A 16,768-nucleotide genomic window follows, 5' to 3' on the forward strand; every position below is an offset into this window, starting at 1 on the left:
TTCAGCTCACCGCGTCGGCCGGCGCGGTGAAAGTGTTGCACTCGGCGGTCAGATTGTGTTCGACGCCCAGGCCGAACCAGCGGCCGCCGTTGTCCGGAGTGCCGTGATCCCGCATATCGCCGTGCTGATCGCCACGATGATCGGCGTCGGTCCGCGCGTCGGTCATCTGCTGGTCGGTGAGCGCACCACCGTCGGCCGAGGAGATCAGGTACATGCCGTCGAAGCAGTTGGCCTGCAGTTCCACTCGCCGCGACAGTTCGAGCCCCTCCGGACTGCGCGCGCCCGCGTCGACCCGGGCACTGTTGGCGGCGAGCAGGATGCCGGACATATTCTGGATGTGATGCCCGTATTCGTGGGCGAACACCGACAGGTAGACCACCCAGTTGTCGTGGTAGTAGTCGGTCTGCAACTGGCTGACCGGCATATAGATGGTCCGGTTGGCCGGACAGTAGAACGCGGCGAAGTTGTCGGTCGAACCGGTGCACGGTGTGGTGATGCCCTCGGTATCCGCCGACACCAGCACCGTAGGTGGCTCGAACGGCAGGCCCGCGTCCGCCAGTACCGGCTGCCAGGCCGACTCCAGGCATTTCTCGGCGCTGTCGAAGAACGCCCGGGCCGTGTCCTCATCCGTCGACCACGGCGCGTACTCGCAGTCCGCGGGGATCAGCGTCGCATCCGGATCGGTGAGCAGCGGATTGGCCCCGGTTTCGGCGGGACCGGTTTCGCCGGTGTCGTAACTGTGCTCCGGCTGTGGGCCCAGCACGTTCAGGCCGTCGGAATTCAACGCGCCCCGCACGAGTGCGGCGACCAGCACCAGGATCAGCGCGAGCACCACCAGCAACGTACTGCCACTGCTGCGCCGGCTACGCGGCCGCGGCGCGTTGGGTACCCGATAGGGCACCGGTGGCGGCATGGGCGGGGCGACGATCGGACGATAACCGGAGATCGGGCCCTGCGGGGGATAACCCGGCGGCGGCCGGTGCGGATAACCCTGCGCGGGAGGGTAACCCGGGCGCGGCCCCGGATAGGGCGGCCGCTGCGGTCCACCGGGCCGGGGACCGTACGGGGGCCGGCCACCGGGTGGTATCGGCTGTCTGCCGGGTGGTACCGGTCCGCGCCCGTAAGGTGGTTGCGTCACTCCCCCGGACCCCCTCGCCTTCTCCGAACACCAACAGCCGCTGACGCAGGATAGCAAGCTGAGATCTCGGATTGCCGGGTTCGGATCGGTGGTAGGCACACCGCGTTCCGGTATTGTCTCGACCCCACCGTCGAGCAGCAGACCGTGCCGGCCCGGCACGCGGGCGCGGCCCGTTCGCCTACAACCAGTGCCTGGCAAGGGTGAAACCGCGCTCACCAGCGGCGGACCGACCCCGACCACCATGTCCCATGGACCCGGTTCGACCTGATCGACGCCTTCAACACCTGGAAGAAATCCGAAGCAGTCGGCCGACTGATCACCGTCGACCCGGCCGGGGTCACCACGGTCGAGGTCACCGGGCTGGCATGGCGTGACCAGGTGTGTCAGCAGGTGTTCGAGGAAGTCGCTACCGACTGCGGCCGCGTTCCTGCATCAGATCACCAACCAACTGGTCAAAACCCACGACCGGCTCGTTGTCGAGGACCTGCATGTGGCGGGGATGCTGCGCAACCGCCGCCTGGCACGGTCGATCGCCGATACCGGCTGGGCCGATTTCGGGCGACTGCTGGACTACAAGCAGCGGTGGCGGAGCGGCACCGTGGTCACCGCCGATCGATGGTTCCCGTCGAGTACAGGCAAGACCCACCACAATCACCGGACCTCCGAGCAAGGGGCCGGGTTACCAATGCCCGCCGACGGGAAGGCGCTGACCGGCACCCGATAAGTGCCGATGCAACCGGCCCGGACGACGCGGGAACGGAGGCTTGTATCCCGGTCGGGGTGTGAGCCGATGACGCCCGGGAAGGGCGGTGTCCGATACCTCATCGAGTTATCGGACGCGCTGTAAGGTAACGAGTCATGCTCACACTTCGGGGGGGTGCACTCGCGCTGCTGCTCGCACTGACCGGACTTCTCGCCGTTTTCGGTCCGAGCATGCCGACAGCTCGGGCGCAGGGACCGGCAGGTTCGATCCTGTACCTGGATATGACATTGAACCGCGAGGGCGTCCTGGAAGTGACCGAGCGCGTGACGGTTCCGCCCGGCGAACGGTTCACCATGACGTTGCCGCTGCGGGTGCAGGTCAGCGAGGACTCCGAACGCCGGTTCGCGGTCACCGACATCGAGACCAGCGGCCCGGGCAGCGCGACGATCGCCGACGATCTGTTCACCGTGGACGCGGGCCCCGGGGAGACCACGGTCCGCTATGCGGTGCGCAATACGGTCAGTGACGCCGAGGGCAGTCAGGTCTTCCGCTGGTTCGGGGTGCTCAATGTCGATCTCGCCGAGATCCATGCCTCACTCATCAGCCCCAGTTTCGAGATGGGCATCGTGGAATGCCTGCTGGGCCCGATCGGCAACACCCGGCCCTGCGCCCAGGTGCGGATCGAACCGGACGGCGTCATGTACCTGGACCAGACGAATTTGCGTAAGGGCGAATCGGTCGACCTGACCCTGCAGATTCCGCCGGGCACCGTACCGCCGAATGCCGATATCACCGGCCCCGGCGATTCACCGTTCGCGGTGACCGGGCCCGTGCTACTGGCATTCGGCCTGCTGGTGGCCGCCCTCGTCGCGCTGGCCGCCTACGTCTTCTGGGTGCGCCGGCAATCCGTCCCCGCCGAGCCGATGGAACCGCTGGTGCGCAGCGGCGGGCGCACCCACTTCAGTTCCCCGGCCGGCATCCTGCCGGGTGAGGCCGGAGTCCTGCTCGACGGTCACACCGATCCGACCGATATCGCCGCCACGGTGGTGGATCTCGCGGTCCGCAACTATCTGTGGATCTCGCGCATCGGCGAGACCCAGTGGCGGCTGACCCGGGTGAATCCGGCCGACGACCAGCTGCGCGCCTACGAGCGGACGGTCTACGACGCGCTGCTGCCGCCCGGTACCGACGCGGTCACGATGGCCGAACTCGCCGCGCCCGGCCGACTGCCCACCGAACCGCTGCGCCGGGCCATGGTCACCGACGCCGTCGACCGCGGCGCCTTCATCGACCCGGTGCGTCGGCGGATCCCGCTATGGCTGGGCGGCGGCCTGATCGTTCTCGGCGCCGCGGTGACCATCCTCGCCGCCCTACTGGCCGGGCACGCCCTGGTCGGTGTGGCGATCGCGCTGGCCGGAGGCGCACTGCTCGCGGCCCAGCGGTTCCTGCCGGTGCGCACCGCCTTCGGCCGGACGCTCACCGCACAGGTCCGCGGCTTGCAGCGAGGTCTGGAACAGGTCACCAGCCGGCAGATACCGCCCGGCGACCGCGAACTCGTGTTCTCCCGCGGTCTGCCCTACATGGTGGTCTGGAGCCGAGCCGACAACTGGGTTCGCACCTTCCGCGATATCGACCCCTCCGCCGACGACGATCCCGGACTGTACTGGTTCGGTGGTTTCGAAGGCGACCGGGACCTGCACCGGTTCGCCGTGCACTTCCCGTATTTCATCACCGCGATCGAATCGCTGTTTCCCGCGAAATAACGTGAAAACCCCGTGCGGCAATCGCCGCACGGGGCACGTCCGGACGCTAGTGACGCCTCATGCCGTGACCCGCCGCAGCGCGGCGAGCGGATCGGCGTACAGCGCGCTCAGCGAGGTGACGACGGCCGCGAATTCCTGCACCTTCGAGGCGTACCCGGTGACCCGGATATCCGTGGGCGGCAGCATCGTGGATTCGTTGAAGGCACGCGCCACATGCGCGAGCCCGGGGCGGTAGGTCGTGAACGCCTGCCCGCCGAGCACCACCCGGTCGGGGTTGAGCATGTCCCGGACCAGTGCCACTGTCCGGCCGAGCACAGTGGCCCGCTCCGCCAGCAGTTCGCGGGCCGGCTCGGAACCGTGGGCCGCCGCCCGGTAGAGGTCGGCGATGCTCGAACTGGATTTGCCGTTGTGCGCGGGGATGATTCCCCGTCCGACGGCGCGCGCGTGGAGCCCACGGTCGCCGACGGTCGCCTCCAAGCAACCGCGCCGGCCGCACGAGCATTCGACATCGGATCCGGTGGGCAGATGCGCGATCGAACCCGGACCGTTGCTCGGCGTGTGCACCCGGCCGTCCAAGGTCACCGAGATCCCGGCGGTCTCCCGGACATAGAAGTAGAGGCTGCTGCCGTGCGCGGCCCGGCCGGAGTCCTCCGCCGCGTCCTGGCTCACGCCCGGCAGCAGCAGTTCCGATGCGGCCATGGCCTCGACGTGCGGGGCGATCGTCACCGGGAGACCGAGCACCTCACTGAACACCGCGCCCACCGGCGCGGCCTGCCAGCCCAGTTTCGAGTGCTCGACGATACCGGTACCGGGATCCACCCGGCCGCCGATCGCGACGCCGACCCATAACGGGGTACGCCGGTACCAGCGCTGCAGAAAGGATTTCGCGCTGTGCGCGACGGTTTTGACCGCGAACTCCTGGCCGGTCTGCGGGGTGGCGATGGTGAGGCCGCCGAGAATCCGGCCGCGCAGATCCGAGACCACGATTCGGGTGGACGCCGCGCCGATGTGCACACCGAGGGTTCCGAATGTGTCGTGGTCGACCTCGAACGGCACCCGGGGCCGGCCGACCGCGCCGGAGGCGGTCAGATCGGCGCGCTCACGCAGCAGCCCGGCGGTGAGCAGCGAGGACACCTGGCGATTGACGGTGGCGATGCTCAGTCCGGTGGCCCGTGCGGTCTTGTCCCGGAATACCGGCCCGGTGGTGGCGGCCCGGAGCACGGCCGCGGCGGGATTGTCCGATAACCGCAGGTCAGGGGGGACGACCGGACGAGGAGCTCGGGTACGAACAGGAGAAGCCTGCGACGCGGTGCGTTCGGCGGTGCGGACAGCCATATGAATTTCCTCGATGAATATCTCCCGCGAAACGGGATATGCCTACAACTGAACCGAGGCGGCTGGGAGATCCAAATCGCTCAACCGCGGCAACGGCGGCAACACAACTCGCGGGTGAGGGGCAGACGCAGACCGAGGGCGGCAGTCACATAGGTGACCTTCCGCGAGTCGGCGCTGCTGGTAGACATAACAAATAAATTAACATCTCCCCGGGCGCAACACCAAGGTTTCGGCGATCTTCGTCTCGCGGAGCCGGGCGTTCGCCCTGCTCGACCCCATGTTTTCACTGCCGCATCGCCCGCCTTCAAGCTGTGCACGGTCATTCTCGACGGCCCGGTGTGTGGTATCGGACTCCCACCGGGCCCGTGGTGAATTCGAAACGTAGCCCGATCGAATTCTCCGTTATCGTCCGGGAAATAAGACCACAGTTGAAACCTGTTATTTTCCGTCGGCGCCCGGGGAATATTCCCCGCCGATCTCCGGAGAATATTCCCCGCACAACCGCGGACAACAATCCCCGCAGCCCGGCGGACACTCGGAGCCCGGCGGCGTGGCCGGACGCTCGGTCCGCTCACCGCGCTGCCCGCGCTCCCGAAGGCGCGTCCGACGGACCGCGAAGACCCTGGTACACGGCATTTTCCGCTGCTATGCTCCGAGCGCACGGTGGGGAGTCCGAAGGGGGAAGACGATGCCCGTACCAGATCTGGGTCAATCGGCAGCCGTCCGCCTGTACGAGGCGGCGCGGGCCGGAGAGTTCCATATGACCGAAGCGGCCGCGCGCGGCCTGGCCGAATCGTGCGACCGGCTCGCGGAGCGAATACGGCAGGCTCGGGTGGACGCGGCCGCCCTCACCGGGGTACAGGGGTTCCCGGACCTGCCGTCGGGCCATGCCCTGACGCGGGGTTTCGCCGCGAAGGGGCAGGAGTACCTGGACACCCTCAGCGCCTTCGAACAGACGGCGCTGCGGCACAAAGCCGCGTATCTGGCGGCCGCCGCTCTTTTTCTCGAGGCCGATGCCGCCAACAGCACGGCCCTCGCCCGCACGGTGGCGGATACCGCATGAGATGCGGCAGTATGTCCAATTACGCAGGGGTGCAGAAAAATTGAAACCATGCGGTCCGATGTGCCGGAGCGGTGCACCGGATCGCACAACCAAGGGGGCCGACAGTGGCGCAGCAGGGGCAGCCGGGTACCGCGGGGGCGGGCACAGACCCGGCCTATGTGCCCGACCGTGAAGTATTCGGCGGGTACACGCATCAGCAGATCTGGGAGCTGGTACACGAAGAACTGGCGCCGGCCGAACTGAGCCGTCTCGCCGATACCTGGGGCCACACCGCGACCGCGGTGGAAACAGCCTTCGACGAATTCGCCCGGGACCTCACCCGGTTCTCCGGTGACTGGTCGGGTCTCGCGGCGGTGGCCGCCGCACGGGCTGCGGCCGCGTTCGTCCGGGCCGGCGACGACGCCGTCGCGGTCTGCCGCGTCGTCGAACAGTTGCTTTCTGCCGATTCCACCGCCGCCGAATCCGTTCGCGCGGCGATCCCGCCACCGTCGGGCCCCTATCTGCCGGATCCGGACCCGGCTGTCGAGGCAGCTGCCGGAGCGCAGCGGCGCACGGCCTACAACACCGCCGCGGCGACCCTGACGGCCGAGGCCCAGGACGCCATGACCTTCGGCTACAACCCGACGATCCCGGCCAGCGGCGACGCCGTCCCCCGTTTCACCGCGCCGGTGGCCGGGGCTCTGCAAGGCGAGCCGCTCGCCGCCGGGCCACCGGCACGGCCGAACACACCCGCGGCGCCGCCGTCCGCGGAATCCGAGCGCAGCCGCACCCCGTCGGAGGAGGCAGTCGCCCCGCCGCAGTCGGCGAGCCCGGCATCCGCGCCGGACGGCATTCCGAAAGAACCGGGCCGAGATCCCGATCCGGGACGCGCCGAACCGGATTCCGGCGCCCCCGTCGCCGTACACGGCGGAGAAAGCGACGATTCACCGGCGGCAACACCGAGGTCGGCCGCCGAGATCGCAGCACCGGACCCTTCTCCCGTGGCACCGGCACCACCTACCGATGCACCCGGGCCCTCTCCCGGTGCACCGACGCCGCTTTCCGGTACACCGGGGCCGCCGTCCGATACAGCAGCACCGCCGCCCGATACGGTGACATCACCTTCCGATACAGCAGCGCTGCCTTTCGGCGCGGCAGGCAATCCGTCCTACTCCCCGCCGGGAGGCGACACTGCCGCTTCGGCGGGTACGGCGACGACCGGCACCACGCCGGCCACGCTGTCCACCGCGCCCACCGTGGACCGCGCCGGTGCGGACAGCACCGGCACCACCGCTCCGCCCCGGACACCGGGCACGCAGATAGCAGGGTTTCCGGACCGAGACGATCCGCACCCCACTGCCGCGGCGATACCGCCCCGATCGCCCGCGGCGGCCGGATGGAGTCCGGCAGAAACAGCCGGCCGCGCCGATACGACCCCCGCCACACCGCACGGCGGTCACCGGCCGGGCCCGGTCGGCTCGGCGACACCGGCCGCACCCCAGTCCGTCCCCACCGCAGCCGATTCCGACGCAGGCGCCGCAACGGCCCAGCGACCCGGTCAGAGCGAACAGATAGCCCGCTCGGTCCCCTCCCGCCCGACCACCGAAGCGGCGCGGGAATCACTCGCTCCCACGGGCGCCGGGACGGACCCGGCGACGAACCAGAGATCCGAACACCCCTGGACCCGGACGGGGCGACCGAGCGGATTCCCGCTGCCGGCCGCCACCGGACCGGTGCCGTCACGCGCACCCGATGGCGAACGCGGCAGTCCGGACTATCTACACAGGCCGAACGAGCAGCTGACCGCTACCCCGCCCGCCGTCCCGCCGGTCTTCGGTGAGTACACCGGGACCGAGGACCCGGACAGAACCCGACCGGGTGACGGGAACCGTTGATGGATTGGGTGTTCACGCCGGACGAGTTCGGTCATATCTGGCAGACCGAGACCGGGCTCGACCGGCGGCCCCACCCCATAGACCTCGCTCCCCGGGCCACCGTCGGCACCGAGAGTGCGCGGGCCGCGCTGGGGCTGGACTCCCGGTTTCCACCCAACAGCGATGCCGATCTCACCGGTACGCTGCGCTTCCTCGCCCGCACCGATGTCACCCGGGTCACCGTCTTCGGCGACGAGTTCGATGGTGACCGGCGCCGACCCGACCCGATCCTCGCGCTCGCCGTCGCCTTCGGAAACTGGGGCGCGGTGATCCACGCACATTCGGGACAGGTGAGCATCACGGCCTGTCACGCCCGGAATATCGGTAAGCACCTCGCCACCACGCTCGGGCCGGCCGCACCCGGAACCCTTTCGGCCATGCGAGAACCACGGGAGGCCGTCCTCTGCCCGGATCCGGGCCGGCCGCCGCCGGGCCGGGCCGAACGGCTGCGCGAGGTCCTGCACCGGCCCATCGACGCACGGGGGTTCTTCACGGTCGCCGTGGCCCCGGAGGACCCCATGTCACCGCCACCGGCACACCGCACCTGGCTGGATTTCACCGGCGACGGCCGCTACCTACTCGCCGCGGGCAGCCATCTGGCGCTGACCCCGGTCGGCGAATCCGAGCTGGCCGCCGAGCTCACCCGGCTGGCGCGAATACGCTGACCCGCTCGCAAGCCGGAGGGCGGGTTATTTCTGCTTGGCGGCAGCCTTCATCTGCTTCTTGAAGGCACGCACCTCGAGCAGAGTCTCGCCGTCGACGATATCGGCCGCCGAGCGTCGCGAACCCGGTTCGGCGTAGTCCCCGGCAGCCGCTTCCCACCCGGCCGGGCGCACCCCCAGTTGCTTGCCGAGCAGTGCCAGGAAAATCCGGGCCTTCTGGTCGCCGTACCCGGGCAGCGCCTTCAACCGTTTCAGTACTTCGCTGCCGTCGGGGTCGCCGGCGGTCCAGAGCGCGGCCACATCCCCGTCGTAGTGCTCGATCACGTACCGGGCGAGGTCCTGGATCCGCCGGGCCATGGACCGGCCGTAGCGGTGGATGGCGGGCGGCGTCGCGGCCAGCTCCTCGAACTCGGCCTGATCCGCGGCGGCGATCGCGTGGATATCCAGTCCGCCCATCCGGTCGGCGAGCTTCTTGGGGCCCCGGAAAGCGTGCTCGATGGGGTACTGCTGGTCCAGGAGCATCCCGATCAGCAGCGCCAGTGAGCTCTCCGAGAGCAGCTCGTCGGCCTCGGGTTCCTGCGCCAGACACAACTTGGCCATGCCCTGCTCCTCACTCTGGACTACCAGCGATGATCCCACGGACGCCGCGCCGTTCTCGGCTAGGCGTACCTCCGCATTCGCTCCGGCCATGCGCTCCCTGCGTACCTCCGCGTTCGCTCCGGCCATGCGCGGTCTGTGGATGGGCTTCCCCAGCTGCACCTATTAGGCTCGCCCCCATGCCAGACACGGCGACAAAGCCACCCACCACACTGGATGGACACGGACCCATGGACAGTTTCGGGTTACGCCCCGACCGTTTCGATGCCGCGGGCCAGGACCAACTGGTCGATATCCGCGATCTACAGGCCACCCTTCCGGGACTCACCCGGCTACGCGACTGGGCACACGAGGCACTGGCGCTGCAGCCGGGTGAGCACGCGGTCGATATCGGCTCCGGCACCGGATCGGAGGTGATCACCTTTGCCGACGCGGTCGGGCCCACCGGTTCGGCGGCGGGTGTGGAACCCGATCCGAACCTGCTCGCCGCGGCCGTCGCGCGCGCCACCGAGGCGCGTTCGTCGGCCACGTTCCATTCCGGTGACGCCTACGGCATCCCGTTCGGGTCCGCCACCTTCGACGCCGTGCTGTGCGAACGCGTGTTCCAGCATCTGACCGCACCCGCCCGGGCCGCGCGCGAAATCGCCCGGGTACTGCGCCCCGGTGGCCGGGCCGTGGTGATGGATGCCGACTGGGGATCGGCCATCGTGCACCCCGGCGAGCATCGCGTGGTCCGCGAGGTCGTGGACACCCTCGTCTCGGCGACGACCAACCCCTACTCGGGCCGCAGGCTGGCAGGTCTGCTGACCGCGGCCGGGCTGGAGGTGGCGAGCACCGGCTCGCAGGCGCTGATCCAGGACCGTTCGATCGGGGCCGGAGCGCTGGTCAGCCGGGTCTCCGCCATGGCGGTCGCCCGGCGGGTGATCACCGAGACCGAACGCGAGAAACTACTCGCCGATCTGGCCCGGGGTGCGGCGGCCGGTGATATCCACCTCTCGGTGACCATGTTCGCCGTACACGTCCGCAAACCCGCCTGACCCCGGACCTTCCGGCTCCTACTTCAGCAGTTTCTCGGTCGCTGCCAGCAGCACGCAGGTCGCCAGGCCGTCCATGGCCTGCTCGAGCTCTGGCAGCGCCGGGAAACTGGGGGCGATCCGAATGTTCTTGTCCTCGACGTCCTTCTTGTACGGGAAGGCCGAGCCCGCCGCGGTCAGCGCGATTCCGGCGTTCTTCGCCAGATCGATCACCCGTGCCGCGGTGCCCTCGACGACATCGAGGCTGATGAAGTAGCCACCCTTCGGTTCGGTCCAGGACGCGACCTTCGACGCGCCCAGCCGCTCCTCGAGAATCCGCAGGACGAGCGCGAACTTCGGTTCCAGGATCGCGCGATGCTTCTGCATATGTGCCCGCACCCCGGCGGCATCGGTGAAGAACCGCAGGTGGCGTAACTGATTGACCTTGTCCGGGCCGATGCTCTTCTTCCCGGCATGGCTCAGGTACCAGTTCAGGTTCTCGGTCGAGGCACCGAAGAAGCTGACCCCGGAGCCGGCGAAGGTGATCTTTGAGGTCGAGGCGAAAACCAGTGGCCGGTGCGGGTTTCCGGCCGCCGCGGCCAGCGACAGGACATCCAGTACCGGCGCCGCGGTATCGGTGAGCGGATGCACCGCGTAGGCGTTGTCCCAGAACAGCCGGAAATCGGGGGCCGCGGCCGGCATCGAAACCAGTTCGCGCGCCACGTCTTCGGAGAAGACGACACCGGTCGGGTTCGAATAGTTCGGCACCGCCCACAGACCCTTGATCTGCGGATCGTCGGCCAGCAACTCGGCGACGACCCGGGTGTCGGGCCCGTTGTGCCGCATCGGCACGGTGATCATCTCGAAGCCCAGCGATTCGGTGATCGCGAAATGCCGGTCGTAACCGGGGCTGGGGCACAGGAATTTCACCGTGGGCTCGTCAGCCCACCGCCGCGGCGAATCGGGTAGCCCGAACAGGGTCGCGAAAACGATGGTGTCGTGCATCAACTCCAGGCTGGCGTTGTTGCCCGCGATCAGATTGTCGACGCCGATTCCGAGCAGTTCGCCGAAGATGGCCCGCAGTTCCGGAAGTCCGTGCAGCCCACCATAGTTGCGGCAGTCGGTTCCGGTGCCGTCGCGGAAGTCACCGTCGCCGGGCAGCGACAGCAGCGCCGAGGAAAGGGCGAGTTGTTCCGGCGAGGGCTTTCCCCGGGTCAGATCGAGGGTGAGCTGAGCAGCCTGCAGCGTCGCGTAGTTCGCGGACTGGAGTTCGTGCTCGGCGGTGAGTTCCTCGGGACTCATCAAACCGATCTGCGTTTGCCGGGGCATCGTGGACTGCCTTTCCACCTGGTGAGTGCTCGCTTACGGACGACCGCTGTATCCGGCCGCCCCGAGCCACGTTACCCGGGCACCCATCACCGCCGGGAGGGGTTGGGAGTCTGCGCGCTGTGCTCGATTTACCCGACCTCGGCCACAGAGATGGCTCTTTCGGAGCAGGAGAAGGCAGAAGGCGAGCGCTGAGCTACGTCTCGAGTAAAAGGCCCCACCTGAATAAGGGGACCCCGCGCACCCGGCAGAGCCCGTTGACCCTTGCTGCCTTCCGGCCCTGGGGGAGTTCACAGGATGCGCGCCGCGCGGGATCCGTCGGCCAGTGTAGCGGCTACCCCCGCTGCGCGCCGCAAGGGGGCCGATACCGCTCACACCGGGCCGGGTACGAGCAGGCCCCGTGCTCGCTACCATTCTTCTGAGTCGGAGGGGAATATTCCCTCACCACACGAGGGGATGGCGAGGATGACCAAGGAGAATCCGCCGGAGCACGAGCGCGCGGAGCAGACGAAGTGGTGGGAGACACCCGGTGGTGGGGCGGGCGAGCCGGGATCGGGCAGCACCCCGGGCGCGGATCCGACGATGGTGAATCCGAACGCCGCCGCGCAGTTCCCCAGCGATCAGAACCCGCACGCGGCGGCGCCGCCGTACTCGAGCGGTCAGCAGCAACATCCGAGCGGTCAGCAGCCGTACTCGAGTGGGCAACAGCCGTACTCGAGCGGGCAGCAGCCTCCGAGCGGTCAGCAGCCGTACTCGAGCGGGCAACAGCCGTACCCCGGCGGACAGCAGCCTCCGGGCGGGCAACAGCAATATTCGAGCGGGCAGCAGTACACCGGTGGGCAACCGCAGTATCCGTCCCCCGGCCCCGCGTGGCAGTCCGGGCCGTCCGGTTTCGGAAGCCCCACCGGATACGGGGCCGCCGCGGCCGCTCGTTCGCGGTCGAAGAACAACACGGCCCTGATCGTGGTCGGAGTGGTGCTGTTCGTGATCCTGTTGATCTGCGGGATCGGGGGGATCGCGCTGGTGAACTCCGACTCGGGCTCCGAGGGGGTGGACGGGGACTACGGCATGGAGAACGTCACCAACGCCTGTGACCTCGTCGACGCCTCCGTCCTGGACCAGTGGGCCGCCACCCGCGATGAGACCACCCATCAGGAGGACGCCCCGGCCAGTTTTGGCGGCGGATCGCTGAACTGCCAGGTCAGCAATGAGGGCACCGGCTCCAACAGTGCCCGCCTCGGCCTCGACGTCACGTTCGACAGCGAGTACGGCTCGTACGGCTACGACGACTGGAAGAAATCCGATACCGACACCACCGGCACGGACTACTCCTCCGGCGCGGTGACCGGACTGGGCGAGGACGCCTACTACTCGGCTCAGATCAACGACTACTCGTCGTTCCAGACCCTGGACTACACGATCGCGGCCAAGGACAGCAATGTCTCGGTCAAGGTGAACATGTACATCACCTACGACGGTGTGGTGGATCGATCGACGGTGGACCGGATATGCCGAGACCAGGTCGGCAAAGTCCTCGACGAACTGCGCAAATGAAACGAGTCCGCCGGTAGCAGGACTGCTACCGGCGGACTCGGTGGCGGAGGATGCGGGATTCGAACCCGCGAGGGCTGTTAACCCAACCCGCGTTCCAGGCGAGCGCCATAGGCCACTAGGCGAATCCTCCGCCGAGCAGCATACCTGCCACCCCGGCGCATCGTGAAAACGCCCGCTCATACCCGGTCCGGGCCCCGGCACACCGACCGGTCTCATAGCACGAATCCCGTTATCCGGCAAGATATCCAGTAGTTTGCCGCGCTGATCACCCAATTGTGACGGCCGTCGCGCCCGCTCGCGCCGACGGTGCCATGATGGGCGCCGTGGATCCCCAGGTGATCGAAGTCGTTCAGAGTTCCCCGGCTTGGTGGCAGTCGTGGCTGCCACTGCTCGGTTCGCTCGTCCTCGGCGGCGCGGCGGTGATCGCGGTACTGGTCAACAACCGGACGAACCGGGATGCGATCGCCGCCGCCGACGAGCGCGCTCAGCGCACCCTGGCCGCGGCCGCCCAGCAACAGAACGACAGCGCGAAACGCCAGGTCGACACGACCCGGCTGCAACTCGACGCCGCCCATCACCAGGTCGAGTCCGCGCACGCGGTGGCGCTCGGGCAGGCCGGTGAGAACTGGCGCCGCGGCACCGTGGTCACCGCGATAGCCGATACGCTGAGCATGTCCGGCCGGATCTGCCAGGCGTTGCGGCGGGACGAGGAGTGGACCGACGAGCTCATCGGCGATCTGATCCACGATCTGGAGGACGGCTCGGAGCGAGCGAACGTACTGCGCCTGGTCGGCTCGGACCAGCACTACAAGCAGTGGCGGCGGCTGGCCGATACGCTCTCCGACGGGCTGCTGGCCGCGCTCACACTGCAGCGCAAGAAACTGCAGGACGCCCCGGCCGAGGAGATCCGCGCCGCGCGCGACCACAAGAACCAGTTGCTCGGCGAGGTCCGGGTGGCCGAACGCGAACTCATCGGCGCCACCCGCGAAGAGCTGGAGATCGAACCGAACTGAGCGATCGACGCGCAGTCGCCCCGCTCAACCGGCGCCACGCACGGCGTGCAATGCCGCACGCAGGTGTTCGGCATAGTCGTCGAGGTCCGGAACGACCGCTGGGTCGGCGTGCAGGGACAGGGTGACGGTGTCCCCCAATCCGTGGAGACCGTGCGTGAGATGCATCACCGTGCCCAGCGCGGGAAAGCCGCCGGTGAATCGGACCGGCGCCGCACCGAAGCGCAGATCGGCCGGGCCGCGGTCGACGCTGGAGACCACGGTATGACCGGTGATCCGCTCCGGCACGAGATCGAGCGGGTGATTCCGTACATCGCGCCGCAGTAGCAGCGGCGGGAGCACCGCGGTCACCGCGTCCTGCGCACCGAGCAGCGGATGGACGGCCCGTTCCCGCCGGGCGGCCAGGTCCGCGGCGATCGCCGCGGCACGCCGCGCCGGGTCGTCCTCGCCGATCGCCAGATCGACGCCGAGGCTGCGGTAATTGTTGCGGACCCCGGGCCGCGGCGGTATCGCCATCGGCACCTGAGCGCCCAGGGCAGCGGCCTCGGCTCCGCGCTGGCGCAGATACCGCTGGAGCGCGAGCGAGATGGCCGTCAGGCCCGCCACGGTGACGCTGCGGCCGGGGATCCGGAAATCCTCCGCTCGGCAGACCAGCATCCGCGCCGAATGACCGGCGACCTCGCCCGGCACATTGAGGGCGCCCGGCGGGTATCCCGGCGCGGCCGGCGGCACCCGCCCGGCGGTGGTGAGCTCCGCGAGTTCGGTTCGGGCCCGGCCGGCGGCGAGCCCGCGCCGGAAGGTCCGCGTGATACCCGGTGGCAGGGCCAGCGCCCCGCGCCCCGCGCGCACCGCCATCCGAGCACGCGATAGCGGGCGTGTGCCCGGCGTCGTTGCGGTGCCGGGGTCGTCGGTGAACAGGGCCCGGGCGATCCGCGACGCGCCGCGGCCGTCGACCAGTGCGTGCGATATCTGCAGCAGCACCACGGTCACCGCCGGATCGGGCGCCGGACTCTCCCGGATACCGCGGAAGATGTGCAGCCGCCATGGATGCCGGGCGGCATCGACTCCGGTGCCCAGTAGCCGTCCCACAACCGCGAGCAGGTCTGGCCAACGCGGCCGGTCGAGCCGGTGCGTCACGAACTGGTCCGATTCGGGGTCGGCGGGAACCCACACCGGATAGGACAGTCCGGTGGGGTCCGGGCGCAGCCTGACCCGCAGCTCGGGGATCGCGGCGCACCGCTGGACGACCGCATCGCGCAGTCGGCTGTTCTCCCAGGGGGATTCGGCGAAACAGTAGAGGAGGAACTGGTCGTTGCGAGTGCGCCGGGAGAGCCAGTACATGGTCGCGTCCGGGGGTGCCAGCGGGATCACCGGCCGACCCTAATGGATGCCGCCGGGCGTGAACCATCCGCGGTGCGCGCACGCAAAGGCCCCGGACCCGACGGGTCCGGGGCCGCCTTGCCTGATATCGGGAAAACCGTCAGGCCCCGTGGAAGTCCGCTGCCGATACTCCGGACAGGAATTCGGCCCACTCGCCCGGCGCGAAGGCCAGCACCGGCCCGCTGCCGTGATCCTTCGTATCACGGACCGCCACGTTGCCGTCTACGAGAAATGCCACCTCCACACAGTTCCCGTCCGGGCCGCTGTATGTACTCTTCCGCCACACAGCACCCGTCATATCCACCTTCACGGCACTGCACTCCTTCGCTGCGTCGATAATGATATTCGATACCTGCATAGTTCCTGACTAGCTGGTATCCGGTGGATACCAGCGAATACACGGATGCACGCGCAGATAGCGAGCAAATATCCGGTATGCCAGGATCGGACTCGCACTTCCGCGAACACATCTGACGCGGTGACCAAAACCCCACGTGAGGGCGGCTCGCACTTCGCACACTAGCAGGTTCACACCAGATTTGCCGCTCTCTTGTGAACTGCGCCAATACGTTTGGCAACACTGCTAAGATGCCGTATTGCTGCGTAATTGCGGACTAATAAGGATGACTTTGCTTCAAAAAGATCCGGGGCGGGTCCACTAATAGCCAAAAGTGATTGTTCTGTGATGGCCTCATTATCATTTGTCAATACCCCTACCGCTCCGGTGACCGTGCCGCAGCGGGATGATGGCGGCATGTCCGAACGCGATCGAGACGAACAGGGGCGCGCCACCAATGCCAGGCCCCGGGATCGACTGGGGCGCCCGCTGCCGCCGGGAAGTCCCGGCGTACCGCGGATACCCGACGACCTGGACCTCGCGCCCGCCGCCGCCCTCGACTACGCCCAGCAGCTGCTGGATCAGGGGCTGGCGTTCAATGCGCACGAAGTACTGGAGTCGGTCTGGAAGAACGGCCCGGATACCGAACGCATGCTGTGGCAGGGTCTCGCGCAGTACGCGGTCGGCCTTACCCATATCCAGCGCGGGAATCCGAAAGGCGCACGTACGCTGCTGGAACGCGCTGTCGGGCGGCTCCGGGCCTTCGATTCGGCCGCCGCCGGGTACCCACCCGGAGAACTGCCCTACGACCTCGACGGACCCGGCCTCATCGCCCACGCCGAAGCCCTGCTGACCGACCTGGCGGCAATCCCCGGAAACAATGACGTCGCCGCCGGACACAAACGCCCCGCGCCACCGGATATCGACCCGTCCGGGCTGATGCCCCGGCTGCGCCGAGACATACCATGACCCGG

Annotated in this window: 16 protein-coding genes, 1 tRNA gene and 1 other RNA gene; 10 read left to right on the top strand and 8 right to left on the bottom strand. The window is 68.5% G+C overall.

Annotated elements, in window-relative coordinates; translation table 11 throughout:
• Position 1: 1 nt before the first annotated feature.
• A complete protein-coding gene (locus AB0H42_RS09775; protein ID WP_357052484.1) occupies positions 2 to 913 on the bottom strand; it encodes a neutral zinc metallopeptidase in 912 nt (303 codons plus the stop codon).
• Positions 914 to 1,222: 309 nt separating this feature from the next.
• Between AB0H42_RS09775 and AB0H42_RS09780 the strand changes: the two genes are divergently transcribed.
• The 3 genes from AB0H42_RS09780 (at position 1,223) to AB0H42_RS09790 (ending at position 3,604) form a co-directional block, all read left to right on the top strand.
• Positions 1,223 to 1,342: a helix-turn-helix domain-containing protein gene (locus AB0H42_RS09780; protein WP_357052836.1), complete on the top strand. Its 120-nt coding sequence runs from the start codon at positions 1,223 to 1,225 to the stop codon at positions 1,340 to 1,342.
• A 166-nt stretch (positions 1,343 to 1,508) separates the two neighbouring features.
• Complete coding sequence (locus tag AB0H42_RS09785) at positions 1,509 to 1,862, top strand: hypothetical protein (protein WP_357052487.1); 354 nt, start codon at positions 1,509 to 1,511, stop codon at positions 1,860 to 1,862.
• A 134-nt stretch (positions 1,863 to 1,996) separates the two neighbouring features.
• Positions 1,997 to 3,604: a DUF2207 domain-containing protein gene (locus AB0H42_RS09790; RefSeq protein ID WP_357052490.1), complete on the top strand. Its 1,608-nt coding sequence runs from the start codon at positions 1,997 to 1,999 to the stop codon at positions 3,602 to 3,604.
• 57 nt (positions 3,605 to 3,661) lie between these two features.
• On the opposite strand, the gene AB0H42_RS09795 is transcribed toward AB0H42_RS09790, so the two are convergent.
• Complete coding sequence (locus tag AB0H42_RS09795) at positions 3,662 to 4,939, bottom strand: ROK family protein (RefSeq protein WP_357052493.1); 1,278 nt, start codon at positions 4,937 to 4,939, stop codon at positions 3,662 to 3,664.
• Positions 4,940 to 5,627: 688 nt separating this feature from the next.
• On the opposite strand from AB0H42_RS09795, the gene AB0H42_RS09800 reads away from it, so the two are divergent.
• The 3 genes from AB0H42_RS09800 (at position 5,628) to AB0H42_RS09810 (ending at position 8,580) form a co-directional block, all read left to right on the top strand.
• Positions 5,628 to 6,002 carry a hypothetical protein gene (locus AB0H42_RS09800; protein WP_357052496.1) on the top strand — a complete coding sequence of 125 codons (375 nt, stop codon included), beginning with the start codon at positions 5,628 to 5,630 and terminating at the stop codon, positions 6,000 to 6,002.
• A gap of 104 nt (positions 6,003 to 6,106) precedes the next feature.
• The gene (locus AB0H42_RS09805) at positions 6,107 to 7,876 is read left to right on the top strand and encodes a hypothetical protein (RefSeq protein ID WP_357052499.1); all 1,770 of its coding nucleotides are present in this window, start codon (positions 6,107 to 6,109) and stop codon (positions 7,874 to 7,876) included.
• Positions 7,876 to 8,580 carry an ESX secretion-associated protein EspG gene (locus AB0H42_RS09810; protein ID WP_357052502.1) on the top strand — a complete coding sequence of 235 codons (705 nt, stop codon included), beginning with the start codon at positions 7,876 to 7,878 and terminating at the stop codon, positions 8,578 to 8,580. Before AB0H42_RS09805 ends, AB0H42_RS09810 begins: the two co-directional genes overlap by 1 nt.
• A 24-nt stretch (positions 8,581 to 8,604) precedes the next feature.
• On the opposite strand, the gene AB0H42_RS09815 is transcribed toward AB0H42_RS09810, so the two are convergent.
• A complete protein-coding gene (locus AB0H42_RS09815) occupies positions 8,605 to 9,177 on the bottom strand; it encodes an HhH-GPD-type base excision DNA repair protein (RefSeq protein WP_357052506.1) in 573 nt (190 codons plus the stop codon).
• A gap of 227 nt (positions 9,178 to 9,404) precedes the next feature.
• On the opposite strand from AB0H42_RS09815, the gene AB0H42_RS09820 reads away from it, so the two are divergent.
• Complete coding sequence (locus tag AB0H42_RS09820) at positions 9,405 to 10,211, top strand: methyltransferase domain-containing protein (RefSeq protein WP_357052839.1); 807 nt, start codon at positions 9,405 to 9,407, stop codon at positions 10,209 to 10,211.
• Positions 10,212 to 10,229: 18 nt separating this feature from the next.
• Here AB0H42_RS09820 and AB0H42_RS09825 read toward each other — a convergent pair whose 3' ends face one another.
• Together AB0H42_RS09825 and ffs are read right to left on the bottom strand one after the other, a co-directional pair.
• The gene (locus AB0H42_RS09825) at positions 10,230 to 11,516 is read right to left on the bottom strand and encodes an aminotransferase class I/II-fold pyridoxal phosphate-dependent enzyme (protein ID WP_357052509.1); all 1,287 of its coding nucleotides are present in this window, start codon (positions 11,514 to 11,516) and stop codon (positions 10,230 to 10,232) included.
• 222 nt (positions 11,517 to 11,738) lie between these two features.
• Positions 11,739 to 11,833, bottom strand: an RNA gene (gene ffs, locus AB0H42_RS09830) — signal recognition particle sRNA small type.
• 145 nt (positions 11,834 to 11,978) lie between these two features.
• On the opposite strand from ffs, the gene AB0H42_RS09835 reads away from it, so the two are divergent.
• The gene (locus tag AB0H42_RS09835) at positions 11,979 to 13,067 is read left to right on the top strand and encodes a hypothetical protein (protein ID WP_357052512.1); all 1,089 of its coding nucleotides are present in this window, start codon (positions 11,979 to 11,981) and stop codon (positions 13,065 to 13,067) included.
• 41 nt (positions 13,068 to 13,108) lie between these two features.
• On the opposite strand, the gene AB0H42_RS09840 is transcribed toward AB0H42_RS09835, so the two are convergent.
• A tRNA-Ser gene (locus AB0H42_RS09840) sits at positions 13,109 to 13,197 on the bottom strand.
• A 145-nt stretch (positions 13,198 to 13,342) separates the two neighbouring features.
• Here AB0H42_RS09840 and AB0H42_RS09845 point away from each other — a divergent pair.
• On the top strand, positions 13,343 to 14,080 hold the full coding sequence (locus AB0H42_RS09845; RefSeq protein ID WP_357052515.1) for a hypothetical protein: 738 nt from the start codon (positions 13,343 to 13,345) through the stop codon (positions 14,078 to 14,080).
• A gap of 24 nt (positions 14,081 to 14,104) precedes the next feature.
• Here the strand turns inward: AB0H42_RS09845 and AB0H42_RS09850 are convergent, their stop codons facing one another.
• Positions 14,105 to 15,448 carry a wax ester/triacylglycerol synthase domain-containing protein gene (locus AB0H42_RS09850; RefSeq protein WP_357052518.1) on the bottom strand — a complete coding sequence of 448 codons (1,344 nt, stop codon included), beginning with the start codon at positions 15,446 to 15,448 and terminating at the stop codon, positions 14,105 to 14,107.
• A gap of 109 nt (positions 15,449 to 15,557) precedes the next feature.
• Positions 15,558 to 15,815: a DUF397 domain-containing protein gene (locus AB0H42_RS09855; RefSeq protein WP_357052521.1), complete on the bottom strand. Its 258-nt coding sequence runs from the start codon at positions 15,813 to 15,815 to the stop codon at positions 15,558 to 15,560.
• Between the two features lie 396 nt (positions 15,816 to 16,211).
• On the opposite strand from AB0H42_RS09855, the gene AB0H42_RS09860 reads away from it, so the two are divergent.
• Positions 16,212 to 16,763, top strand: coding sequence for a DUF309 domain-containing protein (locus tag AB0H42_RS09860; protein WP_357052524.1), 552 nt, complete (start codon positions 16,212 to 16,214; stop codon positions 16,761 to 16,763).
• The last annotated feature ends 5 nt before the right edge of the window (positions 16,764 to 16,768 follow it).

Source organism: Nocardia sp. NPDC050799 (assembly GCF_040654015.1).
GTDB lineage: Bacteria > Actinomycetota > Actinomycetes > Mycobacteriales > Mycobacteriaceae > Nocardia.